Below are 26,173 nucleotides of genomic sequence, written 5' to 3' on the forward strand. Positions count from 1 at the left end.
TCGGTCAGCGTATCTATTACAAGCCTGTGTACCAGCGGCTGCGGCCCCGCGCCAGCAACCGCGCAAACTTGTAGACAAAGGAGCGGCCCATGTCAGCACCTGACACCAATGTTGAACGCGAAGAGAAGCTGCACAAGCCGGCCCTGCTGGGGGTTCGGGGCGTTGTGGTCGCCGTGCTGCTGATGTTTGCCGTTTTCCTGCTTTGGGTTTTCAACAAAGGCGGCGAGCAAGACGTCGTTGAAGCACCGCAGACGGCTGCCGAGGTGCAGGCGACCATCGCGGACGACTGACCCACACCCCCGACCACCTAGAGTTCCTCCCCGACCTACCCGGCAGATTTCTGCCGGGTCTTTTTTTGGTTTTTTCTATAGCGCTGGGTTTGTTCCGGGAAATCCTAAAGGGAGAACAACACCTATCGTGTTTATTTGAAGCAGCTTCGCCTGAATTGGTAAACTAATATTACCACCATCGTTGCTGATAGGAAACTTTTGGTGTATCCGGGTCTGCAAACGCGCATTTACAGGAGGATCACCCCATGAGCGGGATGCAGGAACGTCATGATATGCAGGTGGCTGACACGCTGGTGTCCTTCATCGAAGACAAGGCTTTGCCCGGCACTGGTGTGACAGCGGATGCGTTCTGGGCCGGTCTGTCCGGGCTGGTCAACGGGATGGGCGATGAGAACCGCGCCCTTCTGGCAAAACGTGCGGATCTACAGGGACAGATTGACGCCTGGCACATCGAACGCAAAGGGCAGGCCCATGACGCCGCCGCCTATGAGGCGTTTCTGCGCGATATCGGCTATCTGCTGCCTGAGGGCGACGATTTTGAGATCGAGACGCAGAATGTCGACGATGAGATCGCGAATGTTCCGGGACCGCAGCTGGTGGTGCCAATCACCAATGCGCGCTTTGCTCTGAATGCGGCCAATGCCCGTTGGGGCAGCCTCTATGATGCGCTCTATGGCACTGATGCCATGGGTGATCTCCCTGAGGGCAAAGGTTATGATGCCGGACGCGGTGCGCGGGTGATCGCCTGGGGTCGCGGGTTCCTTGATCAGACCTTCCCGCTGGCTGAGGGATCGTGGAACGACTGCACCGGTCTGTCTGTGGAAGGCGGCGCGCTGATACCAACGCTCAAGGATGCCGCGCAGTTTGCAGGTTATGCAGGCGATGCGGCCACGCCGGGCAAGATTCTGTTGAAGAACAATGGCCTGCACGCGGTGATCGTGGTGGATGCTAACGGGAACATCGGCACGGGCGATCAGGCCGGGATCAATGATATTGTCCTGGAATCGGCGCTCTCCACCATTATGGACTGCGAAGATTCCGTGGCCTGCGTCGATGGTGAGGACAAGGTCACGGCCTATACGAACTGGCTTGGGCTGATGAAACGCGACCTCGCCGAAGAGGTGACGAAGGGTGGTGAAACCTTCACCCGTGTGCTGAACGACGACCAGACGTTCACCGCACCGGATGGCTCGGAACTGGTGCTGAAGGGGCGCTCTCTCCTGCTGGTGCGCAACGTCGGCCATCTGATGACCAACCCCGCCGTCCGCGACAGCGCTGGGCGCGAGGCAGGCGAGGGCTTCATTGATGCGATGACCACCGTCCTGTGTGCGATGCATGATCTTCAGGCGGAGGGCGGTAACTCGCTGCATGGGTCCGTCTACGTGGTGAAGCCAAAGATGCACGGGCCGGAGGAGGTTGCCTTTACCGACCGAATTTTCGCCCATGTCGAAGACGCGCTGGGCTTGCCGCGTCACACCGTCAAGATCGGCATCATGGATGAGGAGCGTCGCACTTCGGTAAACCTCAAATCCTGTATCCGGGCCGCGAAACATCGGGTTGCCTTCATCAACACCGGCTTCCTTGACCGGACGGGTGACGAGATCCACACGTCGATGGAAGCGGGGCCAATGATGCGCAAGGGCGAGATGAAAGCGACGCCCTGGATTGCCTCCTATGAGGATCGCAATGTTGATATCGGTCTGGCCTGCGGCCTGAAAGGGCGGGCCCAGATCGGCAAGGGCATGTGGGCGATGCCGGATCGCATGGGCGAGATGCTGGAGGCCAAGATCGGCCATCCGAAATCCGGCGCGACCTGCGCCTGGGTGCCGTCGCCAACCGCCGCGACGCTGCATGCCACGCATTACCACCGCGTGAACGTCCATCAGGTGCAGGATCAGCTGAAAGCGGGCGGCGCGCGGGGCACGTTGGATGATCTGCTGACCATCCCGGTGATGCAGGGCGAAAACCTGTCGGAGGCCGAAATCGCGCAGGAGATCGAAAACAACGCGCAAGGTATTCTGGGCTATGTGGTGCGCTGGGTCGATCAGGGCGTGGGATGCTCCAAGGTGCCCGACATCCACAATGTGGGCCTGATGGAAGATCGTGCAACCTGCCGGATTTCCAGCCAGGCGCTCGCCAATTGGCTCCATCACGGCATTGTGGACGAGGCGCAGGTCATGGCCGCGATGCAGAAAATGGCCGCAGTCGTGGACGGACAGAACGCGGGCGACGCCAGCTACACGCCTATGGCACCGGGATTTGATAGAATTGCCTTTCAGGCGGCCTGCGATCTGGTGTTTCGCGGGCGAATTCAGCCCTCCGGCTATACCGAGCCGGTGCTGCATGCGCGCCGTCTTGAACTCAAGGCGCAGGGCTAAGAGAACAGATGGGGTCGGGCGCTGTGCCCGGCCTCTTTTTTTGCGAACATACCAGAGCATATCAAGGACACCGAAATGACCCTTACATTGGATCAGGCCCGCAGCATCATTGACCACACCCGGGCGAAGGGCCGCGAGATGGCGCTCAAACCGCTATCGGTCGTCGTTCTGGACGCCGGCGGTCATGTGCTGGCGTTTGAACGTGAAGATGGTGCCGCTCCGGGGCGTTTTGCCATCGCGCATGGCAAGGCATACGGCGCGGTGATGCTGGGCATGGCGGGCACAGCCCAGATGGCGCGGGCTGAGCAACAGGCCTATTTCATGGCGGCCGTGAACGGTGTCTATGGTGGGCAGGTTGTGCCGGTTCCGGGCGGCGTTCTGCTGCGCAGTGAGGCGGGGGTCGTGATCGGTGCGGTTGGGGTTACCGGGGATACCTCCGACAATGACGCGGAGGCCGCGATGGCGGGCATCCGGGCCACCGGCCTGAACGGCGAGGCGTGATTGGTTTGCCCGACATCATGCGAGGTCGGGCAGGAAGACAGGCCACAGACGACATGACCGATGTGAAAGCTGCGGCCCATATGCAGCTTTTTACGGGCTGACGGCGGGTCCCGCCCTTAAGGGGAATTGCCACTCGCCGCAGCGTGGCTGTAGGATTGTCCTGATCCGGTCGTGCCGCCCGTAAGGGCGCGGGACCGGTGCCCAAACCGCTGAGGACAGAATGACACGCCCCAAAGTCGGCATTATTGGCAACTCCTATCTGATCAACGATGAATACCCGGCCCATGCCGGGGGAACCATGAACTCCGAGGCGGTGGCTGAGGTGGCGGGCTGCATGCCGCTGCTGATCCCCTCCGATCCCCGGTTCCTCTCGGTTGAGGAGCTGCTGGAGAGTTTCGACGGTTTCCTGCTGACCGGCGGGCGGCCGAACGTGCATCCAAATGAATATGGTGAGGCGGAAACCGATGCGCATGGCGCCTTTGACCGGGCGCGCGATGCCATCGCGTTGCCGCTGGTGCGGGCCTGTGTGGAGCGGGGGCAGCCTTTCCTCGGAATTTGCCGGGGGTTTCAGGAGGTGAATGTGGCCATGGGTGGCACGCTGTACCCGGAAATCCGTGACCTGCCGGGGCGCATGAACCACCGGATGCCGCCCGATGGTACGCTGGAGGAGAAATTCGCCATGCGCCATATCGTGGAGCTGAGCGAGGGCGGTGTGTTCCACCGATTGTTCGGTGCGCCTGAGGTGATGACCAATTCGCTGCATGGGCAGGGGATCAAGGCACCGGGCAACCGGATTGTGGTTGACGGAACTGCGCCTGACGGCACGCCTGAGGCGATCTATGTGAAAGACGCGCCCGGCTTTACCCTTGCGGTGCAATGGCACCCGGAATGGGACGCCGCCAATGATCCGGTGTCGCGGCCCTTGTTCACGGCCTTCGGGGATGCGGTGCGGGATTGGGCGGATGGGACCGGAGCGCGGGGCCATCGGCAAAGCGCCTGATGTGAGGCATCTGACGGGGCTGCTTCTGCTTGCGTTTGTATCAACAGGCACCGCGATGACGGTGCCTGTTGTCGTGTCAGGGAAGCCTTCTCAGACCAGAAGGTCAAACTCATGCATCAGCGGCAATTGCCGTGCGCGCTTGCCCGTGAGGTCAAAGAGAGCATTGGCCAGCGCAGGCGCGGCAGGCGGGGTGCCCGGTTCACCGGCTCCGCCCATTCGGGGCTGATTTTCCAGCAGGGTCACCTCAACCCGGGGCATCGTGTGCATGCGCAGCGCGTCATAGTCGGGGAAGTTCTCCTGCTCGACAGCGCCGCCATCAATGGTGATCTCTCCAAAGCAGGCGGCTGACAAGCCGTAGACCATGCCGCCAAACATCTGCGCGCGGGTGTTCTTCGGGTCGATGACACGCCCCAGATCGGCAGCGATCCAGGCGTTGGTCATTCGGATCTGGCCCTCTTCATCGGCCACTTCGATCACCTGAGCGACCGGTGTGCCAAAGCTGTAGGCCATGGCGACCCCGCGGCCGATGCCGTCGGGTGTCTGGCCGGTCCAGCCGGACATGTCGCGCACGGTCTCCAGCACCTTGGCGGCGGGGTCCCATTCGGCGCGGGCCAATTCCAGCCGGAAGTCCAGCGGATCGCGGCCCGCCGCATGGGCCATTTCGTCAATAATACTGTCGGAGAAGAACCCGTTGAACGACGCCCCGACCGAGCGCCAGAAACCAACCGGGAGCATGGGCTTGGCCAGATAGCCTTCAACCCGGAAGTTTGGGATGGCCAGCGGCTGGTTGAAGGCAGCGTCGACATGCCCCTTGTCCGGGCCGCTCATCGGCAGGCCCAGCATCCGGCCTGCGCCCTCAACCGTGGCGGATTGTGCGGCGATCTTGCCATGGACCATCACGGCCTTGCCATCTTTCACCGCCGCGCGGTAGCGGGCAACGGCACCGGGGCGGTAGACGTCGTGCGTCATGTCCTCCTCGCGGCTCCATGTCAGCTGCACCGGGGTATCGGGCATTTGCAGGGCGATCTGCACTGCACGGTCCGTGTAGTCGGTTTCGATACGCCGCCCGAAGCCGCCCCCCAGATAGGTGGTATTCACCTCCACCGCGTCGGTGTCGAGCCCTGCCAAGGCTGCGGCGTTTTTCTGCACAATGGTTGGACCCTGATTGGGAGCCCAGATCTGCAAGCTGTCTCCGGAATAGAGCGCGGTGGCATTCATCGGCTCCATCGTGGCGTGGGCGAGGTAAGGCAACCGGTATTCAGCCTCGATCACGGTCGCGCCCTCTGGCAGAGCGTCCACATCGCCGTCATCACGCATGGTGGAATTTGGTGCGGCGTCAAAGCTGCGGCTGATTTCGTCAAAAATCGCCTCAGTCGTCTCGGGGTAGGGGGCTTTTTCCCAGGTGACATCAATCGCGTCCACGGCCTGCTGGGCAAGCCATGTATTGTTGGCCACGACTGCAACCGCATCGCCAAGGTCAAGGATCCTTTCGACACCGGCCATCCCCTCGGCAGCGCTGGCGTCAAAGGCGGTTTTGCCGACGCCGAAATGCGGGCTTTGCCGGATGGCAGCGAATTTCATGCCGGGCAGGCGGACGTCGACGCCAAACTCTGCAGTACCGGTGGATTTGGCGACCATGTCGATGCGCGGCACGTCTTTGCCAATCAGACGCCATTCAGACGCCGGGCGCAGATCTGCTTCGATCGGCGCAAGGGAGGCAGCGGCATTTGCAAGCGCGCTATAGGGCAGGCGGGCGCCGTCGGGAGCAATAACATGACCGTCCTCGGTCGTGAGCTGATCACGGCTGAGACCCAGTTGATCGGCGGCGGCCTGTTTCAGGGTTTCGCGGGCGCTGGCGCCGGCATGGCGCATCCGTTCAAACCCGTCCCGCATGGAGGAGGAGCCGCCGGTGACCTGCAGATCAAGAAACTTTGACATGTGGCCGACGATTTCGCCCAGCGAGTGCTGGAAATCGGAGGCATCATAACCGCGACCGGGCAGCGCCTCGGACATCATGGCGCTGTTGTAATAGGCCTTGGCCGCGGGGCCATGCAGTACGGTGACCTTGGCGGGATCGACGTCCAGCTCCTCGGCAATCAGGCTGGCCCATGCGGATTTCACACCCTGTCCCATTTCGGCCCGAGGCGCGATCAGCGTGACGCCAGACTGATCGACAAAGACAAAGGGGTTGAGTACCGCGCGCCCGTCTACCTGTGCCAGCGGATTGGGGGCGGGCTGGTGGTATTTATAGGTGCCGAAGGCAACACCGCCGACGATGGCGGCAGAGCCGATGAGAAAGCTGCGGCGGGCGATTTTCTTGAGGCTGGCCATGAATCAGACCTCTCTCATCATGCTGGCAGCGTCGTGAATGGCGGCGCGGATACGCGGGTAGGTGCCGCAGCGGCAGAGGTTGCCCTGCATCGCCTCGTCGATTTCTGCGTCACTGGGGGAGGGGTTCTCTGCCAGGAGGCTCGCTGCCTGCATGATTTGGCCGGACTGGCAGTAGCCACATTGGGCCACCTGATTGGCGACCCATGCCTTTTGCACAACGGCCATTGTGTCGGGTGTTCCGACCCCTTCGATTGTGGTGACATCACCCCAGACGTCGGAGAGTGCCACCTGACAGGAGCGCACCGCCTCGCCATCAATATGCACCGTGCAGGCGCCGCAGGCCGCGACGCCGCAGCCGAATTTTGTGCCGGTAAGACCAATCTCATCCCGCAGCACCCACAGCAGGGGCACGTCGTCCGGCAGATCGACCTGATGAGAGGTTCCATTGATGCGAAGGGTGGTGGACATGGCGGGCTCTTTCTCGATTGGCTGACGTGTTGACACAATTAGCCTATTTTGTCAGGTTGTCAATTGACATAATTGAGGTGAAGTGTCAGAAGCGATTTCATGATCAAAGCTCCCAGCGATCCGAAACAACGCGCCATTCTTGAAGCGGCCTGGGGGGGATTTGCGACCTACGGGTATCGCAAGACCTCGATGGACGACATTGCAAGGCGGGCGGGCATGTCGCGCCCGGCGGTCTATCTGCATTTCCGGAACAAGGAAGCGATCCTGAAAGCGTTGATTGATGCGCATTATGCGGAGACTGCTGACCGGCTCCGCGCGGCGCTGACGTCCAAAGGCACAGCAGCGGCGCAACTGCTTGCGGCCTTTGAGGCGCAGGGCGGTGAGGCGATGGAAGCAATGTTGAACACGCCCCATGGAATGGAAGTGCTGGAAGCCAGCTTGAGCAGTGCCGGGAATCATATCGACGCAGGCGAGGCGCTTTTGCGGGATGTTTACGCGGCATGGCTGGCTGAGATGGCTGCGACGGGCACCATTCGTTTGACAGGCACGGCCGAAGAGGTCGCACGGACATTTTGTAGCGCGATGAAGGGCGTGAAACACACCTCTGCGGATTACGCCAGCTATCGCGCAGGTGTGCGTCAGCTGGCGCAGCTGTTTGCGGTGGGGCTGTCCCCGCGCTGAGGCAGACCAAGCAGGCCTGCCTCAGGGAGTGGCGCGTCAGAGCACGGTGCGCAGGTGCCAGAGTTCGGGGAACAGTTCCACCTCCAGCATCCGTTTCAGGTAGCTGACACCACCAGTGCCGCCGGTGCCGCGCTTGAAACCGATGACGCGCTCGACCGTGGTCACGTGATTGAAGCGCCAGCGGCGGAAGTAATCCTCAAAATCCACCAGCTTTTCTGCCAGCTCATAGAGATCCCAATGCGCCTCAGTGTTGCGGTAGACCTCGCACCAGGCAGCCTCGACCACGGGGTGGGGCGTGTAGGCCTCTGACAGATCGCGGTTCAGCACCTCATCCGGCAGGTCGAAGCGCTGGCCAAGCGTCCGTAGCGCCACATCATAGAGCGAGGGCTGGCTCAGCTCTTCCTCCAACAGGGCCAGAATGTCGGGCCGGTGGGCGTGGGGGCGCAACATCGCCTTGTTGCGATTGCCGAGCATGAATTCGATCTGGCGGTACTGGTGCGACTGAAAGCCCGAGCTTTGCCCCAGCTCATCACGAAAGGCGGTGTAATCGGAGGGTGTCATGGTACGCAGCACATCCCAGGCCGAATTCAGCTGTTCAAAGATGCGGGCGACACGGGCAAGCATCTTGAAGGCCTCATGCGGCTTGTCATCCAGCAAGCGCGCGCGGGCGGCGGTCAGCTCGTGGATGGCGAGGCGCATCCACAGTTCCGAGGTCTGATGCTGGATGATGAACAGCATCTCGTCATGGGTGTTGGTCCAGGTCTTCTGCGCGGTCAGCAGCGTGTCGAGCGACAGGTAGTCGCCGTAGGACATGCGTCCGTCAAACGACATCTGCGCGCCTTCTTTTGCGGGGTCATAGGGGGTGGACATGGAAAGGCTCCTTGGTGTTCCGGAAGTGTATCAGATTGCGGAAACAGGAGCCTTTCTCGAATTGAGCGTGCCACATTGGGCCAGCCGCCGCCACAGGGCGACCCAGCCAGCCGGACGGCACAGTGGCACGCGGTATGCGGGCAGAGCCATCATCAGGTGACGGCGTTGCGGGTCTTGTATTCGGCACTGTCCCACAGCGCGTTGGTCATCACATCCTCGATGATATCGACGGCGGCCCGCACATCGCCCTCGTCAATGTAGAGCGGAGTAAAGCCAAAGCGCATGATATCAGGCGCGCGGAAGTCACCGACCACGCCACGGGCAATGAGCGCCTGCATGGCGGCGTAACCCTCATGGAAGCGGAATGAGACCTGACTGCCACGGCCAGCGCCATCGCGAGGGGAGGCAAGGGTGAGATCGGGACAGCGGGCTTCGACCTCAGCGATGAACAGATCGCAAAGTTCAATCGACTTGGCACGCACATCGGCCATATCGGCCAGATCCCAAATGTCCATCGACGCCTCAAGCGCTGCGAGTTGCAGCACAGGTGGCGTGCCGACCCGCATACGTTCGATGCCGTTGCCGGGTTTGTAGTTCAGGTCAAAATCAAACGGTGCGGCGTGCCCCAGCCAGCCGGACAGGGCCGGGCGGGCGGCATCTGCGTGGCGGGGGGCGACGTAGATGAAAGCGGGACCACCGGGGCCGCTGTTGAGGTATTTATAGGTGCAGCCGACCGCGAAATCTGCCTTGCAGCCAGCCAGATCCACCGGCAGCGCGCCTGCGGAATGGGCCAGATCCCAGACCGTTACAACCCCTGCGGCATGGGCCTGTTCTGTCAGCGCCCTCATGTCGTGTTTGCGCCCTGTGCGATAGTCCACTTCAGTCAGCATCAGCACCGCAATGTCATCGGTGATATGGGCGCTGACCTCTTCCGGCGCGACAACGCGCAGGGCGTAGTCCGGGCCTAGCGATTTCACCAACCCCTCAACCATATAGAGGTCGGAAGGGAAGTTGCCGCTGTCGGACAGCACCACCTTGCGGGTTGGGTTCAGCTCCAACGCCGAAGCGACGGCCTGATAGACCTTGATCGACAGGGTGTCTCCCATCACCACGTGGCCCGGTTCTGCGCCGATCAAACGCGCAATCCGGTCGCCGATGGCGGTGGGTTTCTGCATCCAACCGGCCTTGTTCCAGCCGGTGATCAGCATCTCGCCCCATTCGTCCTCAATCGTGCTGCGCACCCGTTCTGCGGTGGCGCGGGGCATTGGCCCGAGAGAGTTGCCATCGAGGTAGATCATCCCTTCCGGCAGGGAGAACATGGCCTTGGTCGCGGCAAAATCGGTCATCTGAACCTCGTGAGCATGGGTGATCTGGCGGTCAGCATATTTTATGCTTAAAGTTTCTGGAGTGCTATCGCATCGTGCCGCCCCTGTCCAGAGATTAGGATCCAGGATCCCCGCTCTGGGCGCCACCCGGCTGCGGCTCGGGGATGCCCAGCTCGGTGCGTTTGCGCTTGGACAGGCCAGCGGTGACGAGACGATAGGACAGGCTGATCTGCTCTTTCAGTTCCGTGTCGCTCAGGCCGGGGTCCTTGAAATGCTGCAGCCATTTCATCCCGCGCGACGCCAGATAGGGCGCCGGGCGGACGCCCGGACGCTCTTGCAGGACCTCAAAAGCGATATCGCCGGTCTTGAAGGTAAAGGCGTCTTTGCCATCAGCCCAGCCGCAGATGGCAAAAACCTTGCCCCCTGCCTTCCACACGTCGGCATTGCCCCATTGGACCACATGGGACGTGGCGGCAAAGCTGGCGCAGAACGCGTTGAACTCTTCTCGTGTCATCAGGTTTGCCCGCCGGCAATCTCAATTGTCTGCCCGTTGATCGACTGTGAGCTGGGACCGCAAAGCCACAGCAGCGCTGCGGCCACCTCATCGGGTAGAATCAGGCGTTTGTGACGATTGGCGGAAACCATGATCTTCAGTGCGTCTTCCTCACTGACGCCCGCGCGCTGAGAGATTGAGGTCACGTTCCGGTCGATGATCGGGGTATCGACGTAGCCGGGGCAGAGGGCGTTGAAGGTATAAGGCGTGCCCAGATAATCCTCGCTCAGCGAGCGTGTCAGGCCGATAAGCCCATGTTTGCTGGCCGAATAGCAGGGCGCGCCTTGCAGGCCACGCAGGCCCGCGATGGAAGAGACGGTGACGACGCGGCCCCAGTCGGTCTGGCGCATGGATTTCATGGATTCGCGGATCGTCAAAAAGGCGCCGTCCAGATTGGTGGCCATCATATTGCGCCAGAACTCCATCGACATCTTGTGCAGGGCCTTGCCCTCGGCGATGCCAGCATTGGGCACGCAGATCTGGATCGGCCCGCGGGCGGCAGTGGCGGTGTCGATCTTGGCGATGACATCGGCTTCGTCACGCACATCCATTGCCAACGGGTGCAGCCCGTCGGTTGCGACCTCCTCCAGAACCTCTTGCCTGCGTCCGGTGATGGTGACCTCTGCACCTTCTGCGGCCAGCGCCTGTGCCATCGCCAGGCCAATGCCGGTACCGCCGCCGGTGATCAACGCGTGTTTTCCTTTGAGTGTCATGGCCTTGCTCCGCTGTTGGGTGTTGGTGTTCTTTGCCGGGATATCTCCCGGCTGTGGGAAGAGCCTAACCGCCGCGCGAAGGCAGGCAAGATCTCCGTTCCGTCACTTTGTCGGGCATTTCAGGGGCAGGGGAATTGTCCCGTTTCGGATCACCTCCGAGAGGTTGTTTACATAAATATTCCAATGTGTGAATGTCAGGCCAAAGGTGGCGACAGGCCCCCGTTGCAGATGGAGGATAACATGAAAACTCTGGCCCTTGGCCTTTTGGCCGCGCTGATATCGCCCGCAGCTGCGCTGGCGAGCGAAGATATCGCCGATCAATACCCCCAGTCCGAGCTGTATTCCAAACCTGTGGAGGTGATCCCGCAGGTATTTTCCGCTATCGGGGCCACCGCACCACCAACCTATGAGAACGCGGGACACAACAACAATCTCAGCTTTGTCGTGACGGATCAGGGTGTTGTCGTCATCAATGCGGGCGCGTCGGACGCGCTGGCGGCTGCGCTGCATGCGGAGATCAAAGCGCTGACCGATCAGCCGGTGGTGCTGGTGATCAATGAAAATGGTCAGGGCCATGCAATGCTGGGCAATGGCTATTGGCGCGATCAGGGCGTGGATGTTCTGGCCCATGTAGAGGCCACGGCAGAGGTCAAAGAGAACGGCCATTTCATCCTGCAAGGCATGCAGAGCTACAATAAGGACCGCGCGGGCGCGACACGGATTGAGCCTGCCAACCTCAGCTTTGAGGATCGCTATGATCTGTCGCTGGGGGGCGTCGATTTTCAGATCCTGCATCTGGGCCCGGCGCATGATCCTGGCGATACTCAGGTCTGGATTCCGCAGTGGGGAATGTTGATCGCCGGGGATATCGCGTTTCACGAGCGGATGCTGCCGATTTTTGAACATACCTGCACCAGCTGCTGGATTGAGACCTGGCAGGAAAAGTTGGAACCGCTGGATCCAACCTATGTGATCCCCGGTCACGGCCATCCGACCAATTTCGATCAGGTGCGGCGCTACACGCTGGACTACCTCGTGGATCTGCGCAGCAAGATTGGTGCCCATCTCGAAGAGGGCGGCGATCTGGCGTCGGCTTATTACGTGGATCAGGCCCGCTGGCAGCAGCTCGATACCTTCGAGGAATTGGCGACCAAGAATGCCGGTCGCGTCTATGAGGAAATGGAGTGGGAATAGCCGCAGGGGGGCTGTCGCTTTGGCCATTGACGCACTTGTGACCGGTGATTGGCGCCGTCTGCGCTGATCACCCGTTTGGGCATGCCAAAGTATACGTGGCTATCCACAACAATTTGTGCAGGATCATGCCGCAAATGGAACGGATTCGCCGTTTCACGACCATTCAGGGCAATTTGTCCTTATCCTTCGGAAGAGCGCTCCGAAGGGTGGACCTTCTGGCCTCATGAGGGAAAACTGCCGCTGATGCGCATCAAATCTGACAAGGATCACCCGGAGTGTCGCCTGCAATGAAATGGATCGACGTGCCTCCGGTGTGGCTGTTGGGCTTTGCGGTGCTGGCCTGGTGCCAGGCCCGGTTTCTGCCGTTGGGGCTTGGATTCTCGGGGGGCGCAATCGGCGCATTTGTGGGGTTTCTCAGCGGTGTGCTGATCGGCGGGGGGATCGTTTTGATACTGCTGGCCGTGACGGAATTGCGGCGCCAGAAGACTACGCTTCACCCGCATGGGCAGCCCAGCCAGCTGGTGCAATCCGGCATTTTCAAACGCAGTCGCAATCCGATTTATCTCGGTGATTGCCTGTTGCTGCTGGGGCTGATCCTGCGGTTTGATGCGGTGCTGTCGCTGGCGCTGCTGCCGATTTTCGTTTGGGTGCTGGAGCGGCGGTTCATTCTGCCGGACGAAAACCGGTTGCGCAGGCAGTTCCGCGCGGACTGGGCACGGTATGAACAGAAGACACGGCGATGGCTGTGATGGATTTGCGGCACCGCGGCAATCCGTTGCGGCGACGCAGCGAAACTGTTGCGCAAAAATGTTGCGCAATGTAGTCAAAATATTTGCGATACGTGCTCAGTAAGTCTGGCGCGGGGACAATGAGGGGGACCGACAAGGTGAAAATAGGCACGCCAAAAGAAGTATTCGACGGCGAGGCGCGGGTTGCGATGACCCCGGACTCTGCGGTTCAACTGCAAAAGCTGGGCTATACCTGTGCGATCGAGACCGGTGCAGGCGCGGCGGCTGGGTTTGCAGATGCCACATATGAGGCTGTTGGCGTTGAGATCGTCAAAACACCGGCCGCGCTATGGAAAGCGGCGGATATCGTGGCCAAGGTGCGCCAGCCGACTGAGACGGAACTGAAGCGGATGACAGCGGGCAAGACGCTGATTTCCTTCTTCAATCCGGGCGGCAATGAGGCCGGTATGGAGCTTGCACGCTCCAAGGGCGCCAATGTGATCGCGATGGAAATGGTGCCGCGGATTTCCCGCGCGCAGAAGATGGACGCCCTGTCCTCCATGGCCAATATTGCGGGCTATCGCGCGGTGATCGAGGCGGGCAATAATTTCGGCCGCTTCTTCACCGGTCAGATCACGGCGGCAGGCAAGGTGCCGCCCGCCAAGGTTCTGGTGGTGGGCGCCGGTGTTGCCGGTCTGGCCGCCATCGGGGCATCCACCAGCCTTGGCGCGATCACCTATGCCTTTGACGTGCGCCCTGAAGTGGCCGAGCAGGTCGAAAGCATGGGCGCAGAGTTCGTTTACCTTGATTTTGAGGAAAGCCAGCAGGATGGCGCGGCAACCGGTGGCTACGCAGCTGTCTCCAGCCCCGAGTTCCGCGAGGCCCAACTGGCCAAGTTCCGCGAATTGGCCCCTGATGTTGATATCGTCATCACCACCGCGCTGATCCCCAACCGCGAGGCCCCCAAGCTGTGGCTTGAGGATATGGTCGCGGCGATGAAGCCTGGATCCGTCATCATTGACCTTGCAGCTGAAAAGGGCGGCAATGTCGAGGGCACGGTGATGGACGAGAAGGTCGTGACCGAAAACGGCGTGACCATCATCGGCTATACCGATTTCCCCAGCCGCATGGCGGCGCAGGCTTCGACGCTTTATGCCACCAACATTCGTCACATGATGACTGACCTGACGCCCGAGAAGGACGGTCAGATCAATCACAACATGGAAGATGATGTGATCCGTGGCGCGACAGTGACCTTCGAGAAGGAAATCACCTTCCCGCCGCCACCGCCCAAGGTGCAGGCCATCGCGGCCCAACCGAAGAAAGAGGTGAAGGAGCTGACGCCTGAAGAGAAGCGGGCGCAGGAAGTCGAGGCTTTCAAGCAGCAGACCAAAAATCAGGTCACTCTGTTGGCTGTTGGCGGGGCCTTGGTGCTGCTGGTGGGGTTGTTTGCGCCCGCCAGCTTCATGCAGCATTTCATCGTGTTTGCGTTGGCCTGTTTTGTGGGCTTCCAGGTGATCTGGGGTGTTGCACACTCGCTGCATACGCCGCTGATGGCTGTCACCAATGCGATTTCCTCGATCATCATTCTTGGGGCGCTGATGCAGATCGGATCGGGATCATTCCTGGTGATCTTCCTCGCGGCAGTGTCGGTATTCATGGCCGGGATCAATATCTTCGGCGGTTTCCTCGTCACCCGGCGCATGCTTGCCATGTTCCAGAAATCTTAAGGAGGCCGGGATTATGGACTTTGGCTTTACAACTGCCGCCTATGTGGTTGCGGCTGTTCTCTTCATCCTGTCGCTGGGCGGCCTGAGCGGGCAGGAAAGCGCAAAGCGCGCGGTCTGGTACGGCATTGCGGGTATGGCGCTGGCGGTGCTGGCAACCCTGATCGGGCCGGGTGCTGGTCTGTGGCTGTTGTCGATCGCCTTGATCGCTGCAGGTGGCATCATTGGCACCTATGTTGCCAAACGCGTGCAGATGACCGAAATGCCACAACTGGTGGCGGCGATGCATTCTCTGGTGGGTCTTGCAGCGGTTTTTGTGGGCTTTATCGCCCATATTGAGCTGGGTCGTGTTCTGGCGATGGATGACACCGCCAAGAAGGCGCTTGAAGGTTTTGGCGCGCTGCTGGCCAAGAAAGACGGTGTTGAGATCGCGATCCTGCGGGTTGAGCTGTTTCTTGGTGTCTTCATCGGGGCTGTGACCTTTACCGGTTCGGTGATTGCCTATGGCAAGCTGGCGGGCAAAGTGTCCTCGGCGGCCACCAAGCTGCCCGGTGGGCATATGCTGAACGCCGGTGCGGCCGGGCTCTCGCTGATCTGCCTGATCTGGTATTTCAACACTGGCGGCCTCTTCCCGCTGTTCCTGATGACTCTGGCGGCACTGTTCATCGGCTACCACCTGATCATGGGCATCGGCGGCGCCGACATGCCGGTGGTTGTCTCGATGCTGAACAGCTACTCGGGCTGGGCCGCGGCGGCGATTGGCTTTTCGCTCGGCAATGATCTGTTGATCGTGGTCGGCGCGCTGGTTGGTTCCTCCGGTGCGATCCTCAGCTACATCATGTGTAAGGCGATGAACCGCAGCTTCATCTCGGTGATCCTCGGCGGCTTTGGCGGCACCGCGGGCCCGGCGATGGAGATCGACGGTGAGCAGATCGCCATCGACGCCGACGGCGTGGCAACCGCGCTGGAGGAGGCTGACTCTGTGGTGATCATCCCCGGCTACGGTATGGCAGTGGCGCAGGCCCAGCAGAATGTGGCGGAACTGACCCGTCGTCTGCGGGCCAAGGGCAAAACCGTCCGCTTTGCGATCCACCCGGTTGCAGGACGTCTGCCCGGTCACATGAACGTGCTCTTGGCGGAAGCCAAGGTGCCTTATGACATCGTTCTGGAGATGGACGAGATCAACGACGATTTCCCAGAAACGGATGTGGCGATTGTCATTGGCTCGAACGACATCGTGAACCCAGCGGCACAGGAAGACCCCAATTCGCCGATCGCCGGCATGCCGGTGCTGGAGTGCTGGAAGGCAAAGCAGGTCTTCGTCTCCAAACGCGGTCAGGGCACGGGCTACTCCGGCATCGAGAACCCGCTGTTCTTCAAGGAAAACACCCGCATGTTCTATGGCGATGCAAAGGCCAGCCTCGACAAGCTGCTGACCATGATCAGCTGATTGTTCGGCTCATCGCTGCACACACCGAAAGAGCGCTCCTGACGGGGCGCTCTTTTTATTGGCCAATGCGGACTGGGGCCTGTGCTATCATAGGGCAGCCGAGGAGGATGATATGGAAAAGGCCCAAGGCATAGGCGGCGTGTTCTTCCGCGCCAAAGACCCCGAAGCGCTCAGCCGATGGTACAATGACCATCTGGGAATTGACCCCGTTGGGGGGACACCCTGGATGCAGGGAGGCGGCTATACTGTCTTTGCCCCGTTTGCTGAGGACACCGACTATTTTGGAGACACAAGCAAACAGTGGATGATCAATTTCCGGGTAACGGATCTGGCCGCGATGATCGCGCAGTTGCAGGCCGCGGATATTTCAGTGGAGACACGGCCGGAGTGGGACGGTGAGATCGGCTATTTCGCGCGGTTGCACGACCCTGAGGGCAATCCAATAGAATTGTGGCAACCGATTGGGCGGGCTGCAGATACCGCTTGAGCTGGAGTGTACTCCAGCCGCTAGGGTGTCCCGACTCACCCATGGTGGGTGGGCAGCAAGAGAGACGTGCATGAAGATTTCAGACGTGGCGATGGCCACTGGCCTGAGCGTGGATACCCTGCGCTTTTACGAGAAGATCGGGCTGATAGAGCCGCCCGCGCGGGATGCCGCCGGGCGGCGGGTCTATGACCGCGATATCCTCGGCTGGATCCGTTTTCTGGGGCAGTTGAACGCCACAGGGATGAAGCAGGCGGACCGCGTCCGCTATGCCAGATTACGGGCAAAGGGGCGGGAAACACTGGCCGAACGGCGAGAAATGCTGGAAGCCCACCGCGAGGTGATCCGCCGCCAGCTGGAGCAGCTTCATGACACGCTTGCCCTGATGGATCGCAAGGTGGCGATCTACCATGACCTGGAAAAGGACAGCGCAGATGTCTGACGCATTGACCAATGGCCGCAAGCTGCTGGCAGAGATGAACCCGAATCTGGAGACGATCCTGGCAGAGCGCTACGACGCACATTTGCCGGGAATGGCGGAGAGCTTGGTGGAATGGGCCTATGGACGCCACTACGCGCGTGATGGCCTGGACCTGCGCACACGGCAGCTCTGTACGATTGCCGCGCTGACGGCGCTTGGCGGTCAGACAACGCCGCAGTTGAAGGTAAATATCGCGCACACCCGTTCGGCGGGCGCAAGTGAGGCAGAGATTCTGGAGGTGATTTGGCAGATGGCGGTTTATGGCGGAATGCCTGCGGCCATCAATGGTTTGAATGCGGCGATTGAGGTGTTTGAGGCGGCATAATGCCCTCGTCTGGCGTCAGGCTTGCCTCGATTGTATACGGTTGTATCCAGTTAAGGCATTGAAATAACGTAATTCTTTACAGGTCAATTCGCCTCCGCTAACCTGTGGTCTGCCGCTCAGGGAGACCACAGATGCCGCCAATTCAAGACCACCCGCTGCGTTACCAGCTGGCAAATGAGCTGCACGCCCGCCCGTTCCCGACGATGAGCAATCCGTCGACGGTGATCTATCTTGCGATCAAGCAGCCGCAGGAGGCGGTGCATCGCGATCGCAGCCGGGATCTTGCCCATCTCATTGAGCTACTGGACCGGCACGGGGTGCCGCATCCGAAACCGGGCGCGACACATCATTCCGCACAGCTGGGGCGCCATACCCTGAAATGGGAACAGCATACCGAGTTCGTGTCTTACACGCTGTATTTCGACGGCATCAGCGAGCGGCCTTACGATCCTGCGGATTTCGATGTGTTCCCTTCTGATTGGCTGTCCGAGGCGCCGGGGCAGCGCATCACCTCGCTGATGCTGCGGGTCCTGCCGCGCGGCGAGGTTGCGGATGTACGCCGGGCGCTGACCGATTGGTTTGTGCCTGAGAGTCTGGCCGTTGCGCGGGTGCTGGATGACAGCTGTGTGGTGGCTGGGGATTTCCGGATCGACCCGGCAGGCCACATGCGGTTCGCCGTTTTTCCGAACACGGAGACGGGCGCCCAGCGGATTGGCCGGGTGGTGCAGCGTCTTTGCGAGATTGAAACCTATCGCGCCATGTCGATGCTGGGGTTTTCGCGGGCGCGTGGCCTCAGCCCCACAATCGGGGCGCTGGATACCCATCTGAGTGAGATGATGGTGGAGATGACCGGCGACCGCATGCCTGCCGAACAGACGCTGTCGCAGCTGTTGATCGTCTCGGCAGAGTTGGAAGCGATGGCGGCGCAGGCGGCGTTCCGCTTTGGGGCGACAGGGGCCTATGATGCGCTGGTCAACCAGCGCATTGCCCTGCTGCGGGAGGCGCGATTTGAAGGGTATCAAACCTTTGCCGAGTTCATGCTGCGCCGGTTTGAACCGGCCATGCGGACCGTAAAATCAACCGAAGGACGGCTGGCCACATTGGCGGATCGCGCGCGGCGGGCAGGGGAGCTGTTGCGGACCCGCGTTGATGTAGAACGCTCCGCACAGAACCAGGCGCTACTGGAAAGCATGGACCGCCGCGCGGATATGGCGCTGCGGCTGCAACATACGGTGGAGGGGCTGTCTGTGGTGGCGATCAGCTACTATGCGGTGTCACTGGCGTCCTATGCGCTCTATCCCCTTGCCGCGGTTCTGGGCCTCAGCAAGGGGATGATGACGGCAGCCCTTACTCTGCCGGTTGTACTGATGGTGTGGCTCGCTGTGCGCCAGATCCGGAAGCGGCTGCATTGAGCCAGGCATTTGCGGCCAGGCCACCTGCCGCAATCGACGCCAGTGCCAGCACCGCAGCCAGGCTGAGTGTCGGAATACCCGCAAGGCCTGCGCCGACGGTGCACCCGCCTGCAAGAACACCGCCAACGCCCATCAGCACAGCGCCGCTGAGGTAGCGGACGGTCTGGCGCGGGCTCTCAAAGCTCTGCCAGTGAAAACTGCCACTCAGCAGCGCGGTGACCAGTGCGCCGATTAGCACGCCACCGACCAGACCCGTGCCAAAGCCAGCCGGTACGGCGCTGGACGCCAGCGTGTAGAACAGGGTCTCCGCTGATGGCGCGGTGAAGGAGAGGCTTTCCATGGCAATCGGGTCAAATTCGTCGAACAGCACATAGCCAGTGCCCACCCATGCGAGGGGCACGAGCGCGCCAATCAGTGCCCCGCCAAGAAGGGGCAGAGCGCGGTTTCCAGATTTCAGGGCGACTGCGACAGCGACAAGGGCGATCAGCGCAGCCACGACCAGTGGTCCTCCGGCCAAGGCCGCAAGAGAGGAGTAGTCGCCTATGGGGACCGTCAGGCCGCCAATCCAAGTGCGGAGCGGAGCCAGTACGCCCTTAAGTGTCGCATGGGCGACGATGGCGAAAATCACGATCACCACCAGCGCGCGCAAATTGCCGCTGCCGGTCAGCACCATCAGCCGGGAGACACAGCCGCGTGTCAGCACCATGCCGGCACCGAACATCAACCCGCCAAGGACCACCGCTGCCACGGGCAGATCGGCCACCATCAGGCGGTGTTCACCAAAGCTGATCCAGCCAAGCGCCACAGCGACTTGGGTGCCCAGAACCGCAACCGCGAGCGCCATGGCCCAGACGCCAGCGGCTAGACGGCGATCCGCGCCGACTACAGCACGGCGAAAACAAAACCGGGTCAGCTGCGCCAGCCCACCAAAGAGGATCCCGACACCCAAGGCAAACAGGACCGAAACCGAACGGGCGGTGGTGTCTTCAAAGCCAAGTGTTTCGAACATATGCGGTCTCCGTGACTGCGATAGGAGTGCGACGGGATCCATCGCTTTTGGAATATTTTCCCGAAATGACCGTTTTTTCGGCAGGCAGCAAGCCTTGAGGCCAGATGACATGGCGTATCGTGCAGGAAATTATTCCGTCCGAGGTGATCTATCTGGGTCAGACGTCCCGCCGCGCTTGCAGTGGGTAAAAACAAATCGGCCACTCTGAGGGAGTGGCCGATTGATATGTTTTTATTTGAATGTGTAGGGGTGTTATGCCCAGTACTGCGTCTTCGGTATCAGCGCCCCCGGATCCGAGGGTCCAGCGCGTCGCGCAGGCCGTCGCCGAGGTAGTTGACGCTCAGCACGGTGAGAGAGATCGCCATGCCGGGCCAGAACACCCGCTCAGGATACTGCTGGAGATAATCCGTCGCATCATAGAGCAGCCGTCCCCAAGTCGGGAAATCCGGCGGAAAGCCGAGGCCGAGGAAGGACAAGGCCGACTCGGTGATAATCGCGGTCGCAATGCCCAGTGTGGCCGACACCATGATCGGTGACAGCACGTTGGGCAGGATGTGGCGCGAAATCAGCTTGCTGTTGGTGGTCCCGATGGAGCGCGCCGCCAACACGAATTCCCGTTCCTTGATCGCCAGAACATCGCCCCGCACAATCCGTGCGGTGGGCATCCAGCTGGTGATGCCGATGGAAGCCACGATCAGGATGAAGATGCCCTGTTCCGGCCCGAAGGTCGCGTTCAGCGGCTCGCGGAACAGCAGCATCATCACCAGGAGGAGCGGCAGCAAAGGCAGCGCCAGAAACAGATCTGTCAGTCGCATCAGCGGCCCGTCGAGGCGCTTGAAGAACCCCGCCAATACGCCCACCAGCGAGCCGAGGAACAGCGCCAGCAGCATTGCGGTCAGACCAACGGAAACGGAAGTCGCCCCCCCTGCCATCATCCGGGCCAGCATGTCGCGGCCCAGCTGATCGGTCCCGAAGGGGTGCGCCCAGCTGGGGCCCTGATTGCGGGCGCGGATATCAATGCGGGTGGCATCGATATCCCAGAAAAACGGACCAAGATAGACCGTCAGAACGATCAGAAGAAACAGCGCACCGCCAAGCATGGCGCCTTTGTGCGATTTGAACTGATCCCACACATCCAGCCACTGGCTGCGGGGCGGTTGGTCCAGCTCTTCCATCGCACCTGCGGCGGGCAGGGCAGTGGAGGCGGGGGCAATCCCTTCGTCGGGAACCAGACGGTCCTTATCAGTCATAGCGGATCCTCGGGTCTAGAATGCCATAGAGCACATCTGCGATCAGGTTGAACAACACGATGAGCACAGCAAAGATAAAGGTCAGCGTTTGCACCATCGGCAGATCGTTGGCCTCAATCGCGCCGATTAGCAGCTGGCCGATGCCGTTTACCTTGAACACTTGTTCGGTGATGATCGCACCGCCGAAGATGGCCGGAATACCAAGCGCAATCACGGTAACCACGGGGATCATCGAGTTGCGCAGCACATGGACCATCACAACCACATATTCGCTCAGGCCTTTGGCGCGGGCGGTGCGGACATAATCCTGATTGAGGTTGTCCAGCATCGAAGCGCGCATGAAGCGGCTGAGCTGTGCGGTAATTTGCAACGCCAGAACCATGACCGGCATGACCATCTGTTGCAGCTGTTTAACGAAGGAGTCCCAACTGTTCACCACATGCGTGGTGTCATAGATCGAGGGGAACCAGCCAAGCTGCACCGAGAAAATCACGATCACCAACACGCCTGAGAAGAACGGCGGCACCGAGAAGCCGACCATCGACACAAAGGTGCCGACCTGATCGAACCAGCTATACTGGCGGTAGGCCGAATAAATGCCAATAGGCAGGGCGATGGCGATCGCCACCAGATAGGCCGTGCCCACAACCCAGAGGGTCTGCGGCATGCGCTGTACGACGATATCCATCACCGGCGAGCGGGTCTGCCAAGAGATTACGCGCAGGTCACCGGCTGAAAAGCTAGTGCCTAAATAATGGTCGATCAGAACCTGAGGTTCGATCCAGAAGAACTGTACGATCCATTTCCAGAATCGGATATGCGCGGGTTGGCCAAGGCCAAGCGCCTCACGCATCTTTTCTTTGACTTCGGGGGGGACGGTCAGAGGAACCTGAGCCATCGGATCACCGGGCGCGAGTTCAAGCAGCAAAAAGATAACAAGGCTGATGAACAGAAGCGTCGGAACCGACAGAACAAGGCGTCTGATTGTAAAGGTCAGCATCCAGTAGGCGCCTTTGCAATTGGAAGAATGGGGTGGAACTGGGCGGTCTTTTGCCTGAGATCCATTTCTGGCCGATGCAATGACGTCATTCGGACGTAAATGGCAAGAGGCCCCGGCGCATTACCGGGGCCACTGCAGGCGTTTGACGCTTACTCGGTGCGGTGCCAGTCAGCTGCGTTCCACAGCTCGGTGTCCCAGACGTTCAGATCCACGCCACCCAGGGTGTTGGAGCGCGCGGACAGACGACCACGGTGAACCAGCGGAATCATGCCACCTTTTTCGACGATGATATCGTTCAGGCGCTTGGCGATTTCCGCGCGCGCTTCCAGACCAGCCGTTTGGGACAGTTCGGCGTGCAGCTTGTCGAATTCCTCATCGCAGAAGCGGGAGATGTTCTCACCCTGCCACTGGCTGTCAGGACGCGGTGCCTTGTCGCACAGACCGTTGCCCAGATAGGACTGCGGGTCGGTGCCGTTAAAGGTGTTTGCGTACATTTCGACGTCAGCATAGAACTTCTGGAAGGTGTCGGGGGAACCCGGATCACCACCGAAGAAGACCGAAGAGTTGATGTTGCGCAGCTCGGTCTCAATGCCGATTTCGCTCCACCACTGTTTGATCAGCGCCTGGAAATCCTGACGTACAGCGTTGGTCGATGTCTGGTACAGGATTTTCATTGGCTTGCCGTCGGGAGTTTCCCGCACGCCATCACCGTTGGTGTCCTTGTAGCCGGCTTCGTCCAGCATCGCGTTAGCGGCGGCGAGATCCTGAGTGGAGCAGTCGAACGTATCCGACGCAAAGGCTGCAGGGGCAGGAACCCAGTTACAGCCGACTTTGCCTGCCTTGCCATAGCCGATTTCCACCAGCAGCGGACGGTCGATGGCCAGTGACATGGCTTTGTAGACCGCCGGATCGCTGAGGAACGGATGCGGGCGGATCACCGAACGCTCATCCGGGCCAAGCGCCGGATCGGGGTTGGTGTTGTTCAGCATGATACGCTCAACCAGAGGACCAAAGCCCGCGACTGGCACGCCTTTGCCGCCAGTTTCCATCTGCGCGATGACTTCGGGGGCCAGCTGGAGATTCCAAGCATAGTCGAACTCGCCGGTTTCCATAACGGCACGACCTGCTGCGGTTGCGTCGCCGCCACCTTTGAACAGAACCTTGGCAAAGGCAGGCTTCGCCGGGTCACGGTAGTTGGGGTTGGCCGACATGGTGATCACGTCGTTAGGCTTGAACTCATCGACGACAAACGGGCCGGTGCCGATGGGCGCAAAGTTGGCGGTGGTGCATTCGGGTGCCTTGGCACCGACGCAATCAGCAAACTGCGCAGCCTGGATGATCGGGCTTTCGCCGCCAACAAAGGGGCCATAGGGGAAGGGGGTCGGTTTGTCGAAAGTGACCTTGACGGTCAGATCGTCGACCGCTTCGACGCTGGTGACGCCTTCGAATTTGGTGACCTGTGCGCAGCCGCCTTCGGGGTGCATACAGTAGTCAGCGGTGAATTTCACATCCTTGGAGGTGAAGGGCGTGCCATCAGACCAAAGAAGGCCCGGCTTGATCTTCCAGGTGATCGAGGTGAGATCTTCGCTCACGCCGCCATTGTCGACAGTCGGGATCTCTTCAACCAGATAGGGAACCATTTCGCCCTGTGGGTCGTAGCGTGCCAGCGGTTCGATCACCAGCGACGCAGATTCCACATCCTTGGTGCCGCCCGACAGGAACGGGTTCAGGATGGAGGGGGCTTGCCAATAAATAATGTTAACCTGGCCGTCCGATCCCCGTTCGGCAAAGGCTGCGGGGGCAAGCGCGGCGGACGCAATTGCACCCAGCAAAAGGGTCTTAATTTTCATAATTCACTCCTTGTCGGACACGTATGTGCCTTCTTTTGACCGGGTCTGTTGCACCCCGGAGATTTGCCACATCGCTGTGGTTTGTGCGGTTGAGCACGCGGTCTCTGCCGGGTTGTGGCTGCGGTCACGTTACCGCGATCTTGGCTTGCAACCGGAGGCAGGCGTGGCTGCACTGCGGGTATCGAATACAGACTCCTGCCAAAATGCAAGACTTGCAGCCGAGAAAAAATTGCGCAGGCTCTGGCCCTGGGTTTGACGGGGTCAGCGCAGGTGCGTACACCTTCCTGTCAACGCCATCGAAAAAGAAGAATACGAAGGGGACGTCACGGTGCTGGATCAACCAATCGCGCAAATCAAAGGGCTCCGGGTGGAGTTTCAGACCAAAGACGGCCCGGTGGTGGGCGTAAAGGATGTCTCCTTCGACGTTAATCCCGGCGAAACCGTTTGCATTGTTGGCGAATCCGGGTCTGGGAAATCGGTCTCCTCGCTGTCGCTGATGCGTTTGGTTGAGTTTGGTGGCGGCGATATCACTTCAGGGCAGCTGCTGTTTGACCGCCGCGAAGGAGGTGAGGTGGATCTCGGCAAAACCGATCAGGCGCTGATGAAACAGATTCGCGGCAATGAGATCGGAATGATCTTTCAGGAGCCGATGACCGCGCTGAACCCGGTGTTCACAGTTGGGCGTCAGCTGACAGAAGGGCTGCGGATCCACAAAAACCTCAGCAAGAAAGACGCCGAAGCACGCGCGCTGGAGCTGCTGCGTGAGGTTCGCATCCCAGAGCCGGAACGCCGCCTGAAACAGTATCCGCATGAATTGTCGGGCGGGATGCGTCAGCGGGTGGTAATCGCGATGGCGATGGCCTGCGAGCCGCGTCTGCTGATCGCGGATGAGCCGACGACGGCGTTGGATGTGACCATTCAGGCTGAAATCCTTGCGCTGATGGACCGGTTGAAGCGGGAAACCGGTACAGCCGTGATGTTCATCACCCACGATATGGCGGTGGTCGCGCAGATGGCAGACCGTGTGGTCGTCATGTTCCGTGGCAACAAGGTCGAGGAAGGCACCGTCACGGAGATCTTCGAGAACCCGCAGCATGACTACACCAAAGCCCTGTTGGCGGCGGTTCCTAAGCTGGGCGAGATGCGCGGCAAAGACTACCCGGAGCCGATGAAGCTGATGGGTGTGGAGCAGCAGGAAATCGCACCCATCAAGGGCAGCGACGAAGTGCTGCTGGAGGTTCGCAACCTAGTGACCCGTTTCCCGGTGAAGGGAGGCATCCTGCGCCGTACCGTGGCCAACGTGCATGCGGTCGAAGATGTGTCTTTCAAGGTGTTCAAGGGGCAGACCCTGTCGCTGGTTGGTGAATCTGGTTGCGGCAAATCCTCTGCCGGTCGGTCGCTCCTGCGCTTGGTGGAGCCGCAATCCGGTGCGGTGGAATTCGAAGGCCGCGATATCCTTGGCCTGAACCAGAGTGAGTTGCACAAGGCGCGGCTTGATATGCAGATGATCTTTCAGGATCCTTTTGCCTCTCTCAATCCGCAGATGCAGCTGCTGGACCAGGTGGCGGAACCGATGCGCAACTACGGTCTGGCTTCTGGTTCAGAACTGCAGGACCGGGTCGCCACCCTGTTTGATCGGGTGCATTTGCCGCGCAGCTTCATGCGCCGCTATCCGCATGAAATGTCCGGTGGTCAGCGTCAGCGGATTGCTATTGCCCGCGCCCTTGCACTCAATCCGAAACTGATTGTCGCGGATGAGGCCGTTTCGGCGTTGGACGTGTCGGTGCAGGCGCAAGTCTTGAACTTGATGATGGAACTTCAGTCCGAACTGGGGCTGTCGTTCCTGTTTATCAGCCATGATATGGCCGTTGTCGAACGCGTCAGTCATCAGGTTGGCGTGATGTATCTGGGCCGCATTGTCGAACTCGGACCGCGGGCGCGCGTGTTTGAGAACCCACAACACGCCTATACGCAAGCGCTGATGAAGGCGGTGCCGATCGCTGATCCGAACCAGCGCAAATCGGAGAAGGATCTGAATTTCAAACCGATCCCGTCTCCGATCCATGATCTGAACTACCAGCCCGAACCCTCGCAGTACATGGAGGTGGAACCGGGGCATTTTGTTCTGACCACTGATAGCGGTTATTAAGAAC

The 26,173-nt window shown here is 60.4% G+C and carries 24 protein-coding genes; 14 read left to right on the forward strand and 10 right to left on the reverse strand.

Annotation, left to right across the window (positions count from 1 at the left end; translation table 11 throughout):
* Positions 1 to 89: 89 nt before the first annotated feature.
* From phaeop14_RS04515 to phaeop14_RS04530, 4 genes are all read left to right on the forward strand, one after another.
* Positions 90 to 290, forward strand: a complete 201-nt coding sequence (locus tag phaeop14_RS04515) for a hypothetical protein (RefSeq protein ID WP_040174156.1) — start codon at positions 90 to 92, stop codon at positions 288 to 290.
* A gap of 245 nt (positions 291 to 535) precedes the next feature.
* Positions 536 to 2,668, forward strand: a complete 2,133-nt coding sequence (locus phaeop14_RS04520; RefSeq protein ID WP_096788874.1) for a malate synthase G — start codon at positions 536 to 538, stop codon at positions 2,666 to 2,668.
* Between the two features lie 75 nt (positions 2,669 to 2,743).
* The gene (locus phaeop14_RS04525; RefSeq protein WP_040174154.1) at positions 2,744 to 3,169 is read left to right on the forward strand and encodes a GlcG/HbpS family heme-binding protein; all 426 of its coding nucleotides are present in this window, start codon (positions 2,744 to 2,746) and stop codon (positions 3,167 to 3,169) included.
* 220 nt (positions 3,170 to 3,389) lie between these two features.
* Positions 3,390 to 4,169, forward strand: a complete 780-nt coding sequence (locus tag phaeop14_RS04530; protein WP_040174153.1) for a gamma-glutamyl-gamma-aminobutyrate hydrolase family protein — start codon at positions 3,390 to 3,392, stop codon at positions 4,167 to 4,169.
* A 90-nt stretch (positions 4,170 to 4,259) separates the two neighbouring features.
* Here phaeop14_RS04530 and phaeop14_RS04535 read toward each other — a convergent pair whose 3' ends face one another.
* Together phaeop14_RS04535 and phaeop14_RS04540 are read right to left on the reverse strand one after the other, a co-directional pair.
* Entirely contained in the window at positions 4,260 to 6,500 is a 2,241-nt protein-coding gene (locus phaeop14_RS04535; RefSeq protein ID WP_096788875.1) for a xanthine dehydrogenase family protein molybdopterin-binding subunit, read from the reverse strand.
* 3 nt (positions 6,501 to 6,503) lie between these two features.
* On the reverse strand, positions 6,504 to 6,968 hold the full coding sequence (locus phaeop14_RS04540) for a (2Fe-2S)-binding protein (RefSeq protein WP_040174150.1): 465 nt from the start codon (positions 6,966 to 6,968) through the stop codon (positions 6,504 to 6,506).
* 99 nt (positions 6,969 to 7,067) lie between these two features.
* Here phaeop14_RS04540 and phaeop14_RS04545 point away from each other — a divergent pair, with 99 nt between their 5' ends.
* Positions 7,068 to 7,649 carry a TetR/AcrR family transcriptional regulator gene (locus tag phaeop14_RS04545; RefSeq protein ID WP_096788876.1) on the forward strand — a complete coding sequence of 194 codons (582 nt, stop codon included), beginning with the start codon at positions 7,068 to 7,070 and terminating at the stop codon, positions 7,647 to 7,649.
* A 36-nt stretch (positions 7,650 to 7,685) separates the two neighbouring features.
* On the opposite strand, the gene kynA is transcribed toward phaeop14_RS04545, so the two are convergent.
* From kynA to phaeop14_RS04565, 4 genes are all read right to left on the reverse strand, one after another.
* Positions 7,686 to 8,519: a tryptophan 2,3-dioxygenase gene (kynA, locus tag phaeop14_RS04550; RefSeq protein ID WP_096788877.1), complete on the reverse strand. Its 834-nt coding sequence runs from the start codon at positions 8,517 to 8,519 to the stop codon at positions 7,686 to 7,688.
* Between the two features lie 152 nt (positions 8,520 to 8,671).
* Positions 8,672 to 9,865, reverse strand: coding sequence for a kynureninase (kynU, locus tag phaeop14_RS04555; protein ID WP_096788878.1), 1,194 nt, complete (start codon positions 9,863 to 9,865; stop codon positions 8,672 to 8,674).
* Between the two features lie 94 nt (positions 9,866 to 9,959).
* Positions 9,960 to 10,358 (reverse strand): MmcQ/YjbR family DNA-binding protein, encoded by a 399-nt coding sequence (locus phaeop14_RS04560; protein ID WP_040174142.1) that lies wholly within the window; start codon positions 10,356 to 10,358, stop codon positions 9,960 to 9,962.
* A complete protein-coding gene (locus phaeop14_RS04565; protein WP_096788879.1) occupies positions 10,358 to 11,110 on the reverse strand; it encodes an SDR family NAD(P)-dependent oxidoreductase in 753 nt (250 codons plus the stop codon). The genes phaeop14_RS04560 and phaeop14_RS04565 overlap by 1 nt, the downstream gene beginning before the upstream one ends.
* 240 nt (positions 11,111 to 11,350) lie before the next feature.
* Here phaeop14_RS04565 and phaeop14_RS04570 point away from each other — a divergent pair, with 240 nt between their 5' ends.
* From phaeop14_RS04570 to phaeop14_RS04605, 8 genes are all read left to right on the forward strand, one after another.
* A complete protein-coding gene (locus tag phaeop14_RS04570) occupies positions 11,351 to 12,304 on the forward strand; it encodes an MBL fold metallo-hydrolase (RefSeq protein WP_096788880.1) in 954 nt (317 codons plus the stop codon).
* A 287-nt stretch (positions 12,305 to 12,591) separates the two neighbouring features.
* Entirely contained in the window at positions 12,592 to 13,053 is a 462-nt protein-coding gene (locus phaeop14_RS04575; RefSeq protein WP_096788881.1) for a methyltransferase family protein, read from the forward strand.
* A gap of 137 nt (positions 13,054 to 13,190) precedes the next feature.
* Positions 13,191 to 14,762, forward strand: coding sequence for a Re/Si-specific NAD(P)(+) transhydrogenase subunit alpha (locus phaeop14_RS04580; RefSeq protein ID WP_096790229.1), 1,572 nt, complete (start codon positions 13,191 to 13,193; stop codon positions 14,760 to 14,762).
* A 13-nt stretch (positions 14,763 to 14,775) separates the two neighbouring features.
* Positions 14,776 to 16,209 carry an NAD(P)(+) transhydrogenase (Re/Si-specific) subunit beta gene (locus tag phaeop14_RS04585; protein WP_096788882.1) on the forward strand — a complete coding sequence of 478 codons (1,434 nt, stop codon included), beginning with the start codon at positions 14,776 to 14,778 and terminating at the stop codon, positions 16,207 to 16,209.
* Positions 16,210 to 16,321: 112 nt separating this feature from the next.
* Positions 16,322 to 16,696 carry a VOC family protein gene (locus phaeop14_RS04590; RefSeq protein ID WP_096788883.1) on the forward strand — a complete coding sequence of 125 codons (375 nt, stop codon included), beginning with the start codon at positions 16,322 to 16,324 and terminating at the stop codon, positions 16,694 to 16,696.
* Between the two features lie 70 nt (positions 16,697 to 16,766).
* The gene (locus phaeop14_RS04595; RefSeq protein ID WP_040177902.1) at positions 16,767 to 17,135 is read left to right on the forward strand and encodes a MerR family transcriptional regulator; all 369 of its coding nucleotides are present in this window, start codon (positions 16,767 to 16,769) and stop codon (positions 17,133 to 17,135) included.
* Entirely contained in the window at positions 17,128 to 17,499 is a 372-nt protein-coding gene (locus phaeop14_RS04600; protein WP_096788884.1) for a carboxymuconolactone decarboxylase family protein, read from the forward strand. Before phaeop14_RS04595 ends, phaeop14_RS04600 begins: the two co-directional genes overlap by 8 nt.
* Positions 17,500 to 17,630: 131 nt before the next feature.
* Positions 17,631 to 18,911 carry a DUF3422 family protein gene (locus phaeop14_RS04605; protein ID WP_040172752.1) on the forward strand — a complete coding sequence of 427 codons (1,281 nt, stop codon included), beginning with the start codon at positions 17,631 to 17,633 and terminating at the stop codon, positions 18,909 to 18,911.
* Here the strand turns inward: phaeop14_RS04605 and phaeop14_RS04610 are convergent.
* From phaeop14_RS04610 to phaeop14_RS04625, 4 genes are all read right to left on the reverse strand, one after another.
* On the reverse strand, positions 18,847 to 19,920 hold the full coding sequence (locus tag phaeop14_RS04610; RefSeq protein ID WP_096788885.1) for a YeeE/YedE family protein: 1,074 nt from the start codon (positions 19,918 to 19,920) through the stop codon (positions 18,847 to 18,849). The genes phaeop14_RS04605 and phaeop14_RS04610 overlap by 65 nt on opposite strands.
* 278 nt (positions 19,921 to 20,198) lie before the next feature.
* Positions 20,199 to 21,170 (reverse strand): ABC transporter permease, encoded by a 972-nt coding sequence (locus tag phaeop14_RS04615; protein ID WP_040172755.1) that lies wholly within the window; start codon positions 21,168 to 21,170, stop codon positions 20,199 to 20,201.
* On the reverse strand, positions 21,163 to 22,170 hold the full coding sequence (locus phaeop14_RS04620; protein WP_040172757.1) for an ABC transporter permease: 1,008 nt from the start codon (positions 22,168 to 22,170) through the stop codon (positions 21,163 to 21,165). The genes phaeop14_RS04615 and phaeop14_RS04620 overlap by 8 nt, the downstream gene beginning before the upstream one ends.
* A 149-nt stretch (positions 22,171 to 22,319) precedes the next feature.
* Positions 22,320 to 24,020, reverse strand: a complete 1,701-nt coding sequence (locus phaeop14_RS04625; protein WP_040177905.1) for a peptide ABC transporter substrate-binding protein — start codon at positions 24,018 to 24,020, stop codon at positions 22,320 to 22,322.
* 328 nt (positions 24,021 to 24,348) lie between these two features.
* On the opposite strand from phaeop14_RS04625, the gene phaeop14_RS04630 reads away from it, so the two are divergent.
* Positions 24,349 to 26,169 (forward strand): ABC transporter ATP-binding protein, encoded by a 1,821-nt coding sequence (locus tag phaeop14_RS04630; RefSeq protein WP_096788886.1) that lies wholly within the window; start codon positions 24,349 to 24,351, stop codon positions 26,167 to 26,169.
* Positions 26,170 to 26,173 lie beyond the last annotated feature (4 nt).

It is taken from the genome of Phaeobacter piscinae (genome assembly GCF_002407245.1).
Lineage (GTDB): Bacteria > Pseudomonadota > Alphaproteobacteria > Rhodobacterales > Rhodobacteraceae > Phaeobacter > Phaeobacter piscinae.